The sequence below is a fragment of the Klebsiella sp. KPN54798 genome (assembly GCF_021184225.1).
Lineage (GTDB): Bacteria > Pseudomonadota > Gammaproteobacteria > Enterobacterales > Enterobacteriaceae > Klebsiella > Klebsiella pneumoniae.
Map to the genome: position 1 here is coordinate 5,252,273 of NZ_CP089234.1, position 12,055 is coordinate 5,264,327.

The window sequence follows — 12,055 nt, forward strand, 5'->3', positions numbered from 1 at the left end:
GATTAGCCACCCAGCTTGGATTTATCGCGTACCGCGCCTTTGTCGGCGCTGGTCGCCAGGCTGGCGTAGGCGCGAAGGGCAAAGGAGACCTGACGCTGGCGATTCTTCGGCGTCCACGCCTGGTCGCCACGCGCTTCCTGGGCTTCACGACGCGCCGCAATTTCCGCATCGCTCAGCTGCAGCTGGATGCTGCGGTTCGGAATATCAATCGCGATCATGTCGCCATCTTCAATGAGCGCAATGTTGCCGCCGCTCGCCGCTTCCGGAGAGACGTGACCGATAGAGAGCCCTGAGGTGCCGCCGGAGAAACGGCCATCGGTGATCAGCGCGCACGCTTTGCCCAGCCCCATCGATTTCAGGAAGCTGGTGGGGTAAAGCATTTCCTGCATCCCCGGCCCGCCTTTCGGCCCTTCGTAGCGGATCACCACGACGTCGCCTTCCACGACTTTACCGCCGAGGATGGCCTCAACCGCATCGTCCTGGCTCTCATATACTTTCGCCGGACCGGTAAATTTCAGGATGCTGTCGTCCACGCCGGCGGTTTTCACGATACAACCGTTTTCCGCGAAATTGCCGTACAGCACCGCCAGGCCGCCGTCCTTGCTGTAAGCGTGTTCCAGAGAACGGATACAGCCTTCGGCGCGATCGTCATCCAGGGTATCCCAGCGGCAGTCTTGCGAGAACGCCTGGGTGGTACGGATGCCCGCCGGGCCGGCGCGGAACATTTTTTTCACCGCGTCGTCCTGGGTCACCATCACATCGTACTGTTCCAGGGTCTGCGGCAGCGTCAGGCCAAGGACGTTTTTGACCTCGCGATTCAGCAGCCCGGCTCGGTCCAGCTCGCCCAGAATGCCCAGCACGCCGCCGGCGCGATGCACATCTTCCATATGGTATTTCTGCGTGCTCGGCGCCACCTTACACAGCTGCGGCACTTTGCGGGAGAGCTTATCGATATCGCTCATGGTGAAGTCGATATCAGCTTCCTGCGCCGCCGCCAGCAGGTGCAGAACGGTATTGGTGGAGCCGCCCATGGCGATATCCAGCGTCATAGCGTTCTCAAAGGCCGCCTTGCTGGCGATATTGCGCGGCAGCGCGGAAGCGTCATCCTGCTCGTAATAGCGTTTGGTCAGCTCCACGATACGTTTCCCGGCGTTTAGGAACAGCTCCTTACGATCGGCGTGGGTCGCCAGCAGAGAGCCGTTGCCCGGCTGCGACAGGCCCAGCGCTTCGGTCAGGCAGTTCATGGAGTTCGCCGTGAACATCCCGGAACAGGAGCCGCAGGTCGGGCAGGCGGAGCGTTCCACCTGATTACTCTGCTCGTCGGACACTTTCGGATCCGCCCCCTGAATCATCGCATCCACCAGGTCAAGCTTGATGATTTTATCTGACAGCTTGGTCTTCCCGGCTTCCATCGGGCCGCCGGAAACAAAGATCACCGGAATATTCAAACGCAGGGAGGCCATCAGCATCCCCGGGGTGATTTTGTCGCAGTTGGAGATACAAACCATGGCATCAGCGCAGTGGGCGTTAACCATATACTCCACCGAGTCGGCGATCAGCTCGCGGGATGGCAGTGAATAGAGCATACCCCCGTGGCCCATAGCGATCCCATCATCCACTGCGATGGTGTTGAATTCTTTGGCCACACCACCGGCGGCTTCAATCTGCTCGGCAACCAGTTTGCCGAGATCGCGCAGGTGCACGTGCCCGGGGACAAACTGGGTAAAGGAGTTAACGACGGCGATAATCGGTTTGCCGAAATCGGCATCGGTCATTCCGGTTGCGCGCCACAACGCGCGGGCGCCCGCCATGTTGCGGCCATGTGTGGTGGTGGCGGAACGGTACTTAGGCATGCTCTTTTTACTCCCATCTGTGTTTATTAAATGGGACGGTGCGTGCCGTCCCATTTTTAATTACTTACTTACCGGATCCAACCAGCCCCATTTATCTTCTGTTTCACCGGTGAAGAGGCCAAAGAAGGCTTCCTGAATGCGTTTGGTTACCGGACCGCGACGGCCTGCGCCGACCTGGATGCCGTCCACGCTGCGCACCGGGGTGATTTCCGCCGCAGTGCCGGACATGAAGACTTCATCCGCCAGATACAGGGATTCACGGGACAACACCTGCTCGCGGACTTCGATACCAAGATCTTTCGCCAGTTTGATGATCGCGTCGCGGGTAATGCCCGGCAGCGCGGAAGAGGTAAACGGCGGGGTGAACAGTACACCGTCCTTCACTTCAAACAGGTTTTCCCCTGCGCCTTCGGAGATATAGCCGTTAACATCGAGGGCGATACCTTCCTGATAACCGTGACGACGCGCTTCGCTGCCGACCAGCAGAGAGGAGAGGTAGTTGCCGCCCGCTTTCGCCGCAGTTGGGATGGTGTTCGGCGCCGCGCGGTTCCAGGAAGAGACCATTGCATCGATCCCCTGCTCAAGCGCTTCTGCGCCGAGGTAGGCTCCCCATGGGAACGCCGCGATGATCACGTCAGTGTTGTAACCCGGAGGCGGGTTTACCCCCATGCCGACATCGCCAACAAACACCAGCGGACGGATATAAGCGCTGGTCAGATTATTGGTTCGAATGACTTCGCGGCAGGCTTCCATCAGTTCGTCGACGCTCTGGGAGACCGGGAAACGATAAATTTTGGCTGAATCATGCAGACGCTGCATATGTTCGCGATGACGGAACACCACCGGGCCTTTGTGCGAGTCGTAGCAACGGATCCCCTCGAATACCGAGGTACCGTAGTGCAGCGCATGGGACATCACATGAACTTTCGCTTCGCCCCACGGAACCATCTCGCCATTGAACCAAATGTAATCAGCTTTTTTCGTCGTCATTTTTCTTCCTTTGCGCTCAGGCGCGGATTTGTTGTGATGTGGGTTGCTGGATCTCGACGCAGGCAACGTCGACCAGTTTGCTTAATTGACTAAACAGTAATTCGACGGGCCGCGGGCTGGCAACGGTCAATTCTATATTTATGTTCTGTGCGTCCGGCGCGGTTTCCATGTTCATTGCGCAGATGTGGAAACCCCGGTGGCGGACAACGCGCAGCACGCGCTCTAAGGTTTCCGGGTTGAAACGTGCCTGTAAAGCGACCTGATGTTGCATCATGATAATTTCTCCAGCATTTCAGAGTTACTGGCGCCGGGCGGCACCAACGGCCAGACATTCTCAAGTTCGTCGATTGAGACATGAAGCAGGTATGGCCCCTGGCTCGAAAGCATGGTGTCGAGTGCCGCTTCAACCTGGTCTTTACGGGTGATGTGTTGGCCAGGAATACCGAAGGCGCTGGCCAGCGTGAGGAAATCAGGGTTATCAGTCAGAGTGGTTTCGCTATAACGTTCCTGGAAAAACAGCTGCTGCCATTGTCGAACCATCCCTAACCGCTGGTTGTCGAGTAACACGATCTTCAGCGGTAACTGCTTGCGTTTAACGGTGCCCAGCTCCTGTACATTCATCATGAAGGAGCCGTCACCGGAGATACAGATCACCGTATCGTTAGGGCGCGCCACCTGGGCGCCAACGGCGGCCGGCAGGCCAAAGCCCATGGTGCCTAAGCCGCTGGAGGTGATAAAGTTTTCCGGGCGGGTATAGCTCATATGCTGAGCCGACCACATCTGGTGCTGGCCAACGTCGGTGGTCACCACACTGTCCGCCGGCTTGCGGTCGGAAAGCTGCTTCAGCAGCAGCGGCGCGTAGATTGCCTCACCGGGATGATCGTAACGCCAGGCATGCTCGGCACGCAGTGCGGCACTCCGCTCGCGCCAGCCATCGATAGCTAACGGCTGCTGCAGCGCCGGCAGCAGGCAGTTCAGATCGCCTGTCAGACCGATATGCGCCTGACGCAGCTTGTTCAGCTCCGCCGGATCGATGTCCATGTGGATCACTTTGGCATGCGGTGCGAAGGTATTGAGCTTACCGGTCACGCGATCGTCAAAGCGCGCGCCGACGGCGATCAGCAGATCGCACTCCTGTACTGCCAGGTTGGCCGCCTTAGTGCCGTGCATTCCCAGCATGCCGAGATAATAGGGATAATCAGCATCCACCACGCCCAGCCCTTTCAGGGTGCAGGTTGCCGGCATCCTGGTCACCGCCAGGAATTCGCGCAAAGCCGGTACCGCCTGCGCCATGCCGACCCCGCCGCCAACATACAGCATCGGTTGCTGCGATTGGGCCAGCATCTGCAGAGCCTGCGCCACTTCCGCCTGCGGAAATGCCATCTCATCGGCGACGGTAGAGAAATGGGGATCGAGGTCGCCCTGCGCCATCTGAATATCCTTAGGGATATCAACCAGCACCGGACCTGGACGGCCTGAGTTTGCCACCTGGAAAGCCTCAGCAATAACCCGCGGCAGTTCGTCCAGAGACTGCACAAGGAAACTGTGCTTAGTACAGGCCAGTGACAAACCGAGAACGTCTACTTCCTGGAACGCATCCGTGCCGATGAAGGGTGCGGCCACCTGGCCGGTGATAGCTACGATGGGAATAGAGTCAAGCAGGGCGTCCGCCAGGCCGGTGATCAGATTGGTCGCGCCCGGGCCGGACGTCGCGATACACACCCCGGTTTTACCGGTTGCTCGCGCATAACCAATGGCCGCCATGGCTGCCCCTTGCTCATGCCGGCACAGCAGGTGCTCCACGCCGCCGTCATACAGTGCATCGTAAACCGGCATAATTGCGCCACCCGGATAGCCAAAAACTGTGTCGACTCCCTGTGTCCGCAAAGCATGTACCACCCACTGCGCGCCATTCATAGTTAGTTCCCCGTCATAAATCGGGAGAAACAGAATTTTATGCTAAAAGTCATCATCTGCTCCTCGCTTAGGTTATTTCAGTTATAAAAAAACCCCCGGACCTTTCGGTGCGGGGGTCTTAGTTCGTTAAGGCTTGATTTCTAAGCCTTTCCTTGTCCAAGTGCAGCCCCGCACGGTGGGATAATAATCACCACCACGCTAATCACGACCAGGCTAATCACTCGTAGAAGGGCTGTCATTTTCTATACTTTCTGGCTTCTTGTTCGAAGGAATACCTAAAGAGTTACCACAGACATCACATAAAGCACAAGATTTTTTTATATCTTTGTTGCTGATCAGCCTAACGGTTTCAATAAAAATAATTGTTTTATATGAAAAAAATCAAAAATGAAAAAAATTCAGTTTTCTCACGCCTGCCGCGCTCTTCGGCGCCCTCTTTGCCAACATAGCTCTGTTTTGCGATCAAACGTCCATTTTCGGCTAAATGTAACGATATGCCGCGAAAAGTATGGATACGCAGTTCTAAATTCGCACTTTTTCCATTCTCGCTTTACGTCATGCCAACCATAATTCTTCTCTGTCCAGGAGGTTTTATGTCGCTCGCTATCGTCTATACTCGCGCGGCGCTCGGTATCGAAGCGCCATTGATTACCGTTGAGGTTCATCTCAGCAACGGTCTTCCTGGTCTAACTATGGTCGGGCTGCCGGAAACCACCGTGAAAGAGGCCCGCGACCGGGTCCGCAGCGCCCTGATCAACAGCGGCTACGCTTTTCCTGCGAAGAAGATAACCATTAACCTGGCGCCAGCGGATCTGCCCAAAGAAGGCGGACGATACGATCTGCCCATCGCTCTCGCGCTTCTCGTTGCCTCAGAGCAGCTCAACACGACGCGACTGAATCAATATGAGTTTGTGGGCGAACTCGCCCTTACAGGTGGGTTACGAGGCGTTCCAGGGGCGATCCCCAGCGCAATGGAGGCCATCAAAGCCGGCCGGCGCATTGTCGTCTCCTCTGACAATGCGGCGGAGGTCGGCCTGATCGGCGGCAGCGATTGTCTGGTCGCCGACCATCTGCAGGAGGTTTGCGCATTTCTTGCGGGGCAGACATCGCTTTCGCCGCCTCTCGCCGAGGCGCCTGCTCGGGATGAACGCTACGAAGATCTGCTCGATGTTATCGGCCAGCAGCAGGGCAAACGAGCGCTGGAGATTGTGGCCGCCGGTGGTCACAATCTGCTCCTGATAGGCCCGCCCGGGACCGGGAAAACCATGCTAGCCAGCCGACTCCCCGGTCTCCTGCCGCCATTAAGCAATCAGGAAGCGCTGGAGAGCGCGGCCATACAGAGTCTGGTCAACCTCCACACCGCAAAGACGCGGTGGCGTCAGAGGCCGTTCCGCGCCCCCCACCATAGCGCCTCGCTGGCAGCGATGGTGGGCGGCGGCTCGATACCGGTCCCCGGTGAGATTTCCCTGGCCCATAATGGCGTGCTGTTTCTTGATGAACTGCCGGAGTTTGAGCGGCGGGTACTGGATGCGCTACGCGAACCCATTGAGTCAGGCAAGATCCACATATCACGCTCGCGCGCCAAAATTGACTATCCGGCGCGCTTTCAGCTTATTGCAGCGATGAATCCAAGCCCGACAGGACATTATCAGGGTAAACATAATCGTGCATCGCCGGAGCAGACATTGCGCTACCTTGGACGCCTGTCAGGCCCCTTCCTCGACCGCTTCGATCTTTCCTTAGAGATCCCATTGCCACCGCCAGGAATACTGAGTCAGGGCTCGCAGGGCGAAGAATCGAGCGCAACGGTCCGGCAGCGGGTGCTGGCGGCGCGTGAACGACAAATGCTCAGGCAAAATAAACTCAATGCCCATCTTGAGAATCGTGAAATGAAGAACTGCTGCCGCTTAAGGCGGGAGGATGCTGTCTGGCTGGAACAGACGCTAACGCAGCTGGGGCTTTCTATTCGCGCCTGGCAGCGTCTGTTAAAGGTTGCGAGAACCATTGCCGATCTGGCAGAGGTTGAAGAGATTGAACGCTGTCATTTGCAGGAGGCGCTCAGCTATCGGGCAATAGATCGGATGCTCAACCATCTGCAGAAAATGATGGCGTAAAAAAAGGGCTTACGCCCTTTTTTCTTAGTCATCGCTTTCGGTGTAATCGTCAGCGCCTTCCATCTGCGGTTTGCCGCCGGACAGAGTATGGAAACGCTTCGGCCGCTTGATACGCGCCATATACTTAATCCATACGCGTTCTGCTTCCGTCACCGGCTCACGTTCACCACGGCACACCGAGACAAATTGTTTTTCATCTTCGGTAACAGGTTCGCGCTTACCCAGTTCCAGTTCGTTAAAGGCATAACCATGACGTTCCAGCAGTTGCGCCTCTTTGATGGTGAAATCACCGTGACGGGAGAACCCGCGTGGATAATTTTTATTGTCGAAAAAACGATTAGTCGTCGTAAAGCTTTCCGCCATCCTACACGCTCCTGATTCTTTGGCCGAGCTATTTATGGCGCGGAGTATTAGTTACGCTTGACAGAGCGTCAAACAAAACATTTAAATCATCACGACAAATAATTTTGTGGAGAACGGTGTGGATACGGAATTGCTCAAAACTTTCCTGGAAGTGAGTAGAACTCGTCACTTTGGGCGAGCAGCTGAGGCGCTTTACCTGACACAGTCAGCAGTCAGCTTTCGTATTCGTCAGCTGGAAAATCAACTTGGTGTGAATCTGTTCACCCGTCATCGTAATAACATCCGCCTGACGACCGCCGGCGAAAAGCTCCTCCCCTATGCCGAAACGCTCATGAATACCTGGCAGGCTGCGCGCAAGGAGGTGGCACACTCTTCGCGACATAATGAATTCTCCATTGGGGCCAGCGCCTCCCTGTGGGAATGTATGCTTAACAGCTGGCTCGGTACCCTCTACAGCGCACCTTACAATCTCCAGTTTGAAGCCCGTATCGCGCAGCGGCAGTCGTTGGTTAAACAGCTTCACGAACGCCAGTTGGATCTGCTGATCACCACCGAATCGCCGAAGATGGATGAATTAAGCAGCCAGCTGTTGGGTAATTTTACTCTTGCCCTGTATTGCGCATCGCCTGCAAAAAACAGAAATGAATTGAATTACTTGCGCCTTGAATGGGGGCCTGATTTTCAGCAAAACGAAGTGGGACTGATAGGAAGCGATGATGTTCCGCTGCTCACTACCTCTTCAGCTGAACTGATCTATCAGCAATTATCGCGCCTGAACGGCTGCTGTTGGCTACCTGCTCGCTGGGCGAAAGAGAAGCATGGGTTACATACGGTCATGGACAGCGCTACGTTATCCCGTCCACTTTATGCGATCTGGTTACAAAATAGCGATAAGCAGGCGCAGATCCATGAGATCCTGAAAAACCCTATTCTGGAATAAACGCTACTCTCCATGGACGGAGATCAGCAAGGTATTTTCGTCGGGGATATTACCAATGGAGATTAGAGATAAAAAAAAATCCTTTGCCTGAGCAAAGGATTCTTATAAATGGCAGGGGCGGAGAGACTCGAACTCCCAACACCCGGTTTTGGAGACCGGTGCTCTACCAATTGAACTACGCCCCTAAAATTTTCTTACCACTAAGCCTGCTATTTGAGCAGGCTTAATGTTAAATAAGTGGCGGAACGGACGGGACTCGAACCCGCGACCCCCTGCGTGACAGGCAGGTATTCTAACCGACTGAACTACCGCTCCACCGAATTTCTTCGCTTTATTACCACCGGTTGTCACCCCGGCTTACTGCAATTTGATGCCTGGCAGTTCCCTACTCTCACATGGGGAGACCCCACACTACCATCGGCGCTACGGCGTTTCACTTCTGAGTTCGGCATGGGGTCAGGTGGGACCACCGCGCTAGTGCCGCCAGGCAAATTCTGTTTTATCAACACGTCTCACCGACGTATCGATTAATCTGTATCAGAGCTGAAAATTCTCTCAAATCGCCAAAACATCTTCGGCGTTGTAAGGTTAAGCCTCACGGTTCATTAGTACCGGTTAGCTCAACGCATCGCTGCGCTTACACACCCGGCCTATCAACGTCATCGTCTTTAACGTTCCTTCAGGAGACTTAAAGTCTCAGGGAGAACTCATCTCGGGGCAAGTTTCGTGCTTAGATGCTTTCAGCACTTATCTCTTCCGCATTTAGCTACCGGGCAGTGCCATTGGCATGACAACCCGAACACCAGTGATGCGTCCACTCCGGTCCTCTCGTACTAGGAGCAGCCCCCCTCAATTCTCCAGCGCCCACGGCAGATAGGGACCGAACTGTCTCACGACGTTCTAAACCCAGCTCGCGTACCACTTTAAATGGCGAACAGCCATACCCTTGGGACCTACTTCAGCCCCAGGATGTGATGAGCCGACATCGAGGTGCCAAACACCGCCGTCGATATGAACTCTTGGGCGGTATCAGCCTGTTATCCCCGGAGTACCTTTTATCCGTTGAGCGATGGCCCTTCCATTCAGAACCACCGGATCACTATGACCTGCTTTCGCACCTGCTCGCGCCGTCACGCTCGCAGTCAAGCTAGCTTATGCCATTGCACTAACCTCCTGATGTCCGACCAGGATTAGCTAACCTTCGTGCTCCTCCGTTACGCTTTGGGAGGAGACCGCCCCAGTCAAACTACCCACCAGACACTGTCCGCAACCCCGGTAAGGGGCCAACGTTAGAACATCAAACATTAAAGGGTGGTATTTCAAGGTTGGCTCCACGCAGACTGGCGTCCACGCTTCAAAGCCTCCCACCTATCCTACACATCAAGGCTCAATGTTCAGTGTCAAGCTATAGTAAAGGTTCACGGGGTCTTTCCGTCTTGCCGCGGGTACACTGCATCTTCACAGCGAGTTCAATTTCACTGAGTCTCGGGTGGAGACAGCCTGGCCATCATTACGCCATTCGTGCAGGTCGGAACTTACCCGACAAGGAATTTCGCTACCTTAGGACCGTTATAGTTACGGCCGCCGTTTACCGGGGCTTCGATCAAGAGCTTCTCCTTACGGATAACCCCATCAATTAACCTTCCGGCACCGGGCAGGCGTCACACCGTATACGTCCACTTTCGTGTTTGCACAGTGCTGTGTTTTTAATAAACAGTTGCAGCCAGCTGGTATCTTCGACTGGTCTCAGCTCCATCCGCAGGGACTTCACCTACACACCAGCGTGCCTTCTCCCGAAGTTACGGCACCATTTTGCCTAGTTCCTTCACCCGAGTTCTCTCAAGCGCCTTGGTATTCTCTACCTGACCACCTGTGTCGGTTTGGGGTACGATTTAATGTTACCTGATGCTTAGAGGCTTTTCCTGGAAGCAGGGCATTTGTTACTTCAGCACCGTAGTGCCTCGTCATCACACCTCAGCCTTGATTATCCGGATTTGCCTGGACAACCAGCCTACATGCTTAAACCGGGACAACCGTCGCCCGGCTAACATAGCCTTCTCCGTCCCCCCTTCGCAGTAACACCAAGTACAGGAATATTAACCTGTTTCCCATCGACTACGCCTTTCGGCCTCGCCTTAGGGGTCGACTCACCCTGCCCCGATTAACGTTGGACAGGAACCCTTGGTCTTCCGGCGAGCGGGCTTTTCACCCGCTTTATCGTTACTTATGTCAGCATTCGCACTTCTGATACCTCCAGCAACCCTCACAGGTCACCTTCGCAGGCTTACAGAACGCTCCCCTACCCAACAACACATAGTGTCGCTGCCGCAGCTTCGGTGCATGGTTTAGCCCCGTTACATCTTCCGCGCAGGCCGACTCGACCAGTGAGCTATTACGCTTTCTTTAAATGATGGCTGCTTCTAAGCCAACATCCTGGCTGTCTGTGCCTTCCCACATCGTTTCCCACTTAACCATGACTTTGGGACCTTAGCTGGCGGTCTGGGTTGTTTCCCTCTTCACGACGGACGTTAGCACCCGCCGTGTGTCTCCCGTGATAACATTCTTCGGTATTCGTAGTTTGCATCGGGTTGGTAAGTCGGGATGACCCCCTAGCCGAAACAGTGCTCTACCCCGAAGATGAATTCACGAGGCGCTACCTAAATAGCTTTCGGGGAGAACCAGCTATCTCCCGGTTTGATTGGCCTTTCACCCCAGCCACAAGTCATCCGCTAATTTTTCAACATTAGTCGGTTCGGTCCTCCAGTTAGTGTTACCCAACCTTCAACCTGCCCATGGCTAGATCACCGGGTTTCGGGTCTATACCCTGCAACTTAACGCCCAGTTAAGACTCGGTTTCCCTGCGGCTCCCCTATACGGTTAACCTTGCTACAGAATATAAGTCGCTGACCCATTATACAAAAGGTACGCAGTCACACCCGAAGGTGCTCCCACTGCTTGTACGTACACGGTTTCAGGTTCTTTTTCACTCCCTCGCCGGGGTTCTTTTCGCCTTTCCCTCACGGTACTGGTTCACTATCGGTCAGTCAGGAGTATTTAGCCTTGGAGGATGGTCCCCCCATATTCAGACAGGATACCACGTGTCCCGCCCTACTCTTCGAGTTCACAGCCTGTGCATTTTGGTGTACGGGACTATCACCCTGTACCGTCGGACTTTCCAGACCGTTCCACTAACACACAAGCTGATTCAGACTCTGGGCTGCTCCCCGTTCGCTCGCCGCTACTGGGGAATCTCGGTTGATTTCTTTTCCTCGGGGTACTTAGATGTTTCAGTTCCCCCGGTTCGCCTCGTTAACCTATGTATTCAGTTAACGATAGTGTGACGAATCACACTGGGTTTCCCCATTCGGACATCGCCGGCTGTAACGGTTCATATCACCTTACCGACGCTTTTCGCAGATTAGCACGTCCTTCATCGCCTCTGACTGCCAGGGCATCCACCGTGTACGCTTAGTCGCTTAACCTCACAACCCGAAGATGTTTCACTTCTGATTGCGAAAATTTGAGAGACTCGAACACACATTAACTGTGTGTCGTTTCAATTTTCAGCTTGATCCAGATTTTTAAAGAGCAAAACTTCGCAGTGCACCTTTTCAGGTTCACTCTGAAGTTTTCTTGTGTTCGCAGTAAAGATGGTGGAGCTATGCGGGATCGAACCGCAGACCTCCTGCGTGCAAAGCAGGCGCTCTCCCAGCTGAGCTATAGCCCCATCGTTTGCAACCTCTTCAAATTTGCTTCGCAAATTTGGTAGGCCTGAGTGGACTTGAACCACCGACCTCACCCTTATCAGGGGTGCGCTCTAACCACCTGAGCTACAAGCCTGCAGAGATTACTTACTGCTCTATTTTCATCAGACAATC

9 protein-coding genes, 4 tRNA genes and 2 rRNA genes are annotated in these 12,055 nt (G+C 54.7%); 2 read left to right on the forward strand and 13 right to left on the reverse strand.

Annotation, left to right across the window (positions count from 1 at the left end; all coding sequences use genetic code 11):
• Positions 1 to 2: 2 nt before the first annotated feature.
• From ilvD to ilvL, 6 genes are all read right to left on the reverse strand, one after another.
• Positions 3 to 1,853: a dihydroxy-acid dehydratase gene (gene ilvD, locus LPQ25_RS25180; RefSeq protein ID WP_012737118.1), complete on the reverse strand. Its 1,851-nt coding sequence runs from the start codon at positions 1,851 to 1,853 to the stop codon at positions 3 to 5.
• Positions 1,854 to 1,913: 60 nt separating this feature from the next.
• On the reverse strand, positions 1,914 to 2,843 hold the full coding sequence (ilvE, locus tag LPQ25_RS25185; protein ID WP_002883171.1) for a branched-chain-amino-acid transaminase: 930 nt from the start codon (positions 2,841 to 2,843) through the stop codon (positions 1,914 to 1,916).
• 16 nt (positions 2,844 to 2,859) lie between these two features.
• Positions 2,860 to 3,117, reverse strand: coding sequence for an acetolactate synthase 2 small subunit (ilvM, locus tag LPQ25_RS25190; protein WP_002883170.1), 258 nt, complete (start codon positions 3,115 to 3,117; stop codon positions 2,860 to 2,862).
• Entirely contained in the window at positions 3,114 to 4,760 is a 1,647-nt protein-coding gene (gene ilvG / locus LPQ25_RS25195) for an acetolactate synthase 2 catalytic subunit (RefSeq protein ID WP_012737117.1), read from the reverse strand. Before ilvG ends, ilvM begins: the two co-directional genes overlap by 4 nt.
• Positions 4,761 to 4,762: 2 nt before the next feature.
• A complete protein-coding gene (ilvX, locus tag LPQ25_RS27475; protein ID WP_201281575.1) occupies positions 4,763 to 4,816 on the reverse strand; it encodes a peptide IlvX in 54 nt (17 codons plus the stop codon).
• Between the two features lie 84 nt (positions 4,817 to 4,900).
• Entirely contained in the window at positions 4,901 to 4,999 is a 99-nt protein-coding gene (gene ilvL / locus LPQ25_RS25200) for an ilv operon leader peptide (RefSeq protein ID WP_071824223.1), read from the reverse strand.
• Between the two features lie 354 nt (positions 5,000 to 5,353).
• Between ilvL and LPQ25_RS25205 the strand changes: the two genes are divergently transcribed.
• Positions 5,354 to 6,874: a YifB family Mg chelatase-like AAA ATPase gene (locus LPQ25_RS25205; protein ID WP_002883134.1), complete on the forward strand. Its 1,521-nt coding sequence runs from the start codon at positions 5,354 to 5,356 to the stop codon at positions 6,872 to 6,874.
• Between the two features lie 24 nt (positions 6,875 to 6,898).
• On the opposite strand, the gene LPQ25_RS25210 is transcribed toward LPQ25_RS25205, so the two are convergent.
• Positions 6,899 to 7,237, reverse strand: coding sequence for a MaoP family protein (locus LPQ25_RS25210; RefSeq protein WP_004146520.1), 339 nt, complete (start codon positions 7,235 to 7,237; stop codon positions 6,899 to 6,901).
• Positions 7,238 to 7,355: 118 nt separating this feature from the next.
• Here LPQ25_RS25210 and hdfR point away from each other — a divergent pair, with 118 nt between their 5' ends.
• On the forward strand, positions 7,356 to 8,177 hold the full coding sequence (gene hdfR / locus LPQ25_RS25215) for an HTH-type transcriptional regulator HdfR (protein ID WP_002883081.1): 822 nt from the start codon (positions 7,356 to 7,358) through the stop codon (positions 8,175 to 8,177).
• Positions 8,178 to 8,286: 109 nt separating this feature from the next.
• Here the strand turns inward: hdfR and LPQ25_RS25220 are convergent.
• The 6 genes from LPQ25_RS25220 to LPQ25_RS25245 form a co-directional block, all read right to left on the reverse strand.
• Positions 8,287 to 8,362, reverse strand: a tRNA-Trp gene (locus tag LPQ25_RS25220).
• A 53-nt stretch (positions 8,363 to 8,415) separates the two neighbouring features.
• Positions 8,416 to 8,492, reverse strand: a tRNA-Asp gene (locus LPQ25_RS25225).
• 57 nt (positions 8,493 to 8,549) lie between these two features.
• Positions 8,550 to 8,665: ribosomal RNA gene (gene rrf, locus LPQ25_RS25230) — 5S ribosomal RNA — on the reverse strand.
• Between the two features lie 96 nt (positions 8,666 to 8,761).
• Positions 8,762 to 11,659 (reverse strand): 23S ribosomal RNA (locus LPQ25_RS25235).
• A 169-nt stretch (positions 11,660 to 11,828) separates the two neighbouring features.
• A tRNA-Ala gene (locus tag LPQ25_RS25240) sits at positions 11,829 to 11,904 on the reverse strand.
• 36 nt (positions 11,905 to 11,940) lie between these two features.
• Positions 11,941 to 12,017 (reverse strand) — tRNA-Ile (locus LPQ25_RS25245).
• Between the last annotated feature and the right edge of the window lie 38 nt (positions 12,018 to 12,055).

Excerpts from the sequence above, each read along its gene's own strand:
- ilvD (WP_012737118.1), bottom strand. The coding sequence starts at position 1,853 with ATGCCTAAGTACCGTTCCGCCACCACCACACATGGCCGCAACATGGCG.
- LPQ25_RS25205 (WP_002883134.1), top strand. The coding sequence starts at position 5,354 with ATGTCGCTCGCTATCGTCTATACTCGCGCGGCGCTCGGTATCGAAGCG.
- LPQ25_RS25210 (WP_004146520.1), bottom strand. The coding sequence starts at position 7,237 with ATGGCGGAAAGCTTTACGACGACTAATCGTTTTTTCGACAATAAAAAT.
- ilvM (WP_002883170.1), bottom strand. The coding sequence starts at position 3,117 with ATGATGCAACATCAGGTCGCTTTACAGGCACGTTTCAACCCGGAAACC.
- ilvG (WP_012737117.1), bottom strand. The coding sequence starts at position 4,760 with ATGAATGGCGCGCAGTGGGTGGTACATGCTTTGCGGACACAGGGAGTC.
- ilvE (WP_002883171.1), bottom strand. The coding sequence starts at position 2,843 with ATGACGACGAAAAAAGCTGATTACATTTGGTTCAATGGCGAGATGGTT.
- ilvL (WP_071824223.1), bottom strand. The coding sequence starts at position 4,999 with ATGACAGCCCTTCTACGAGTGATTAGCCTGGTCGTGATTAGCGTGGTG.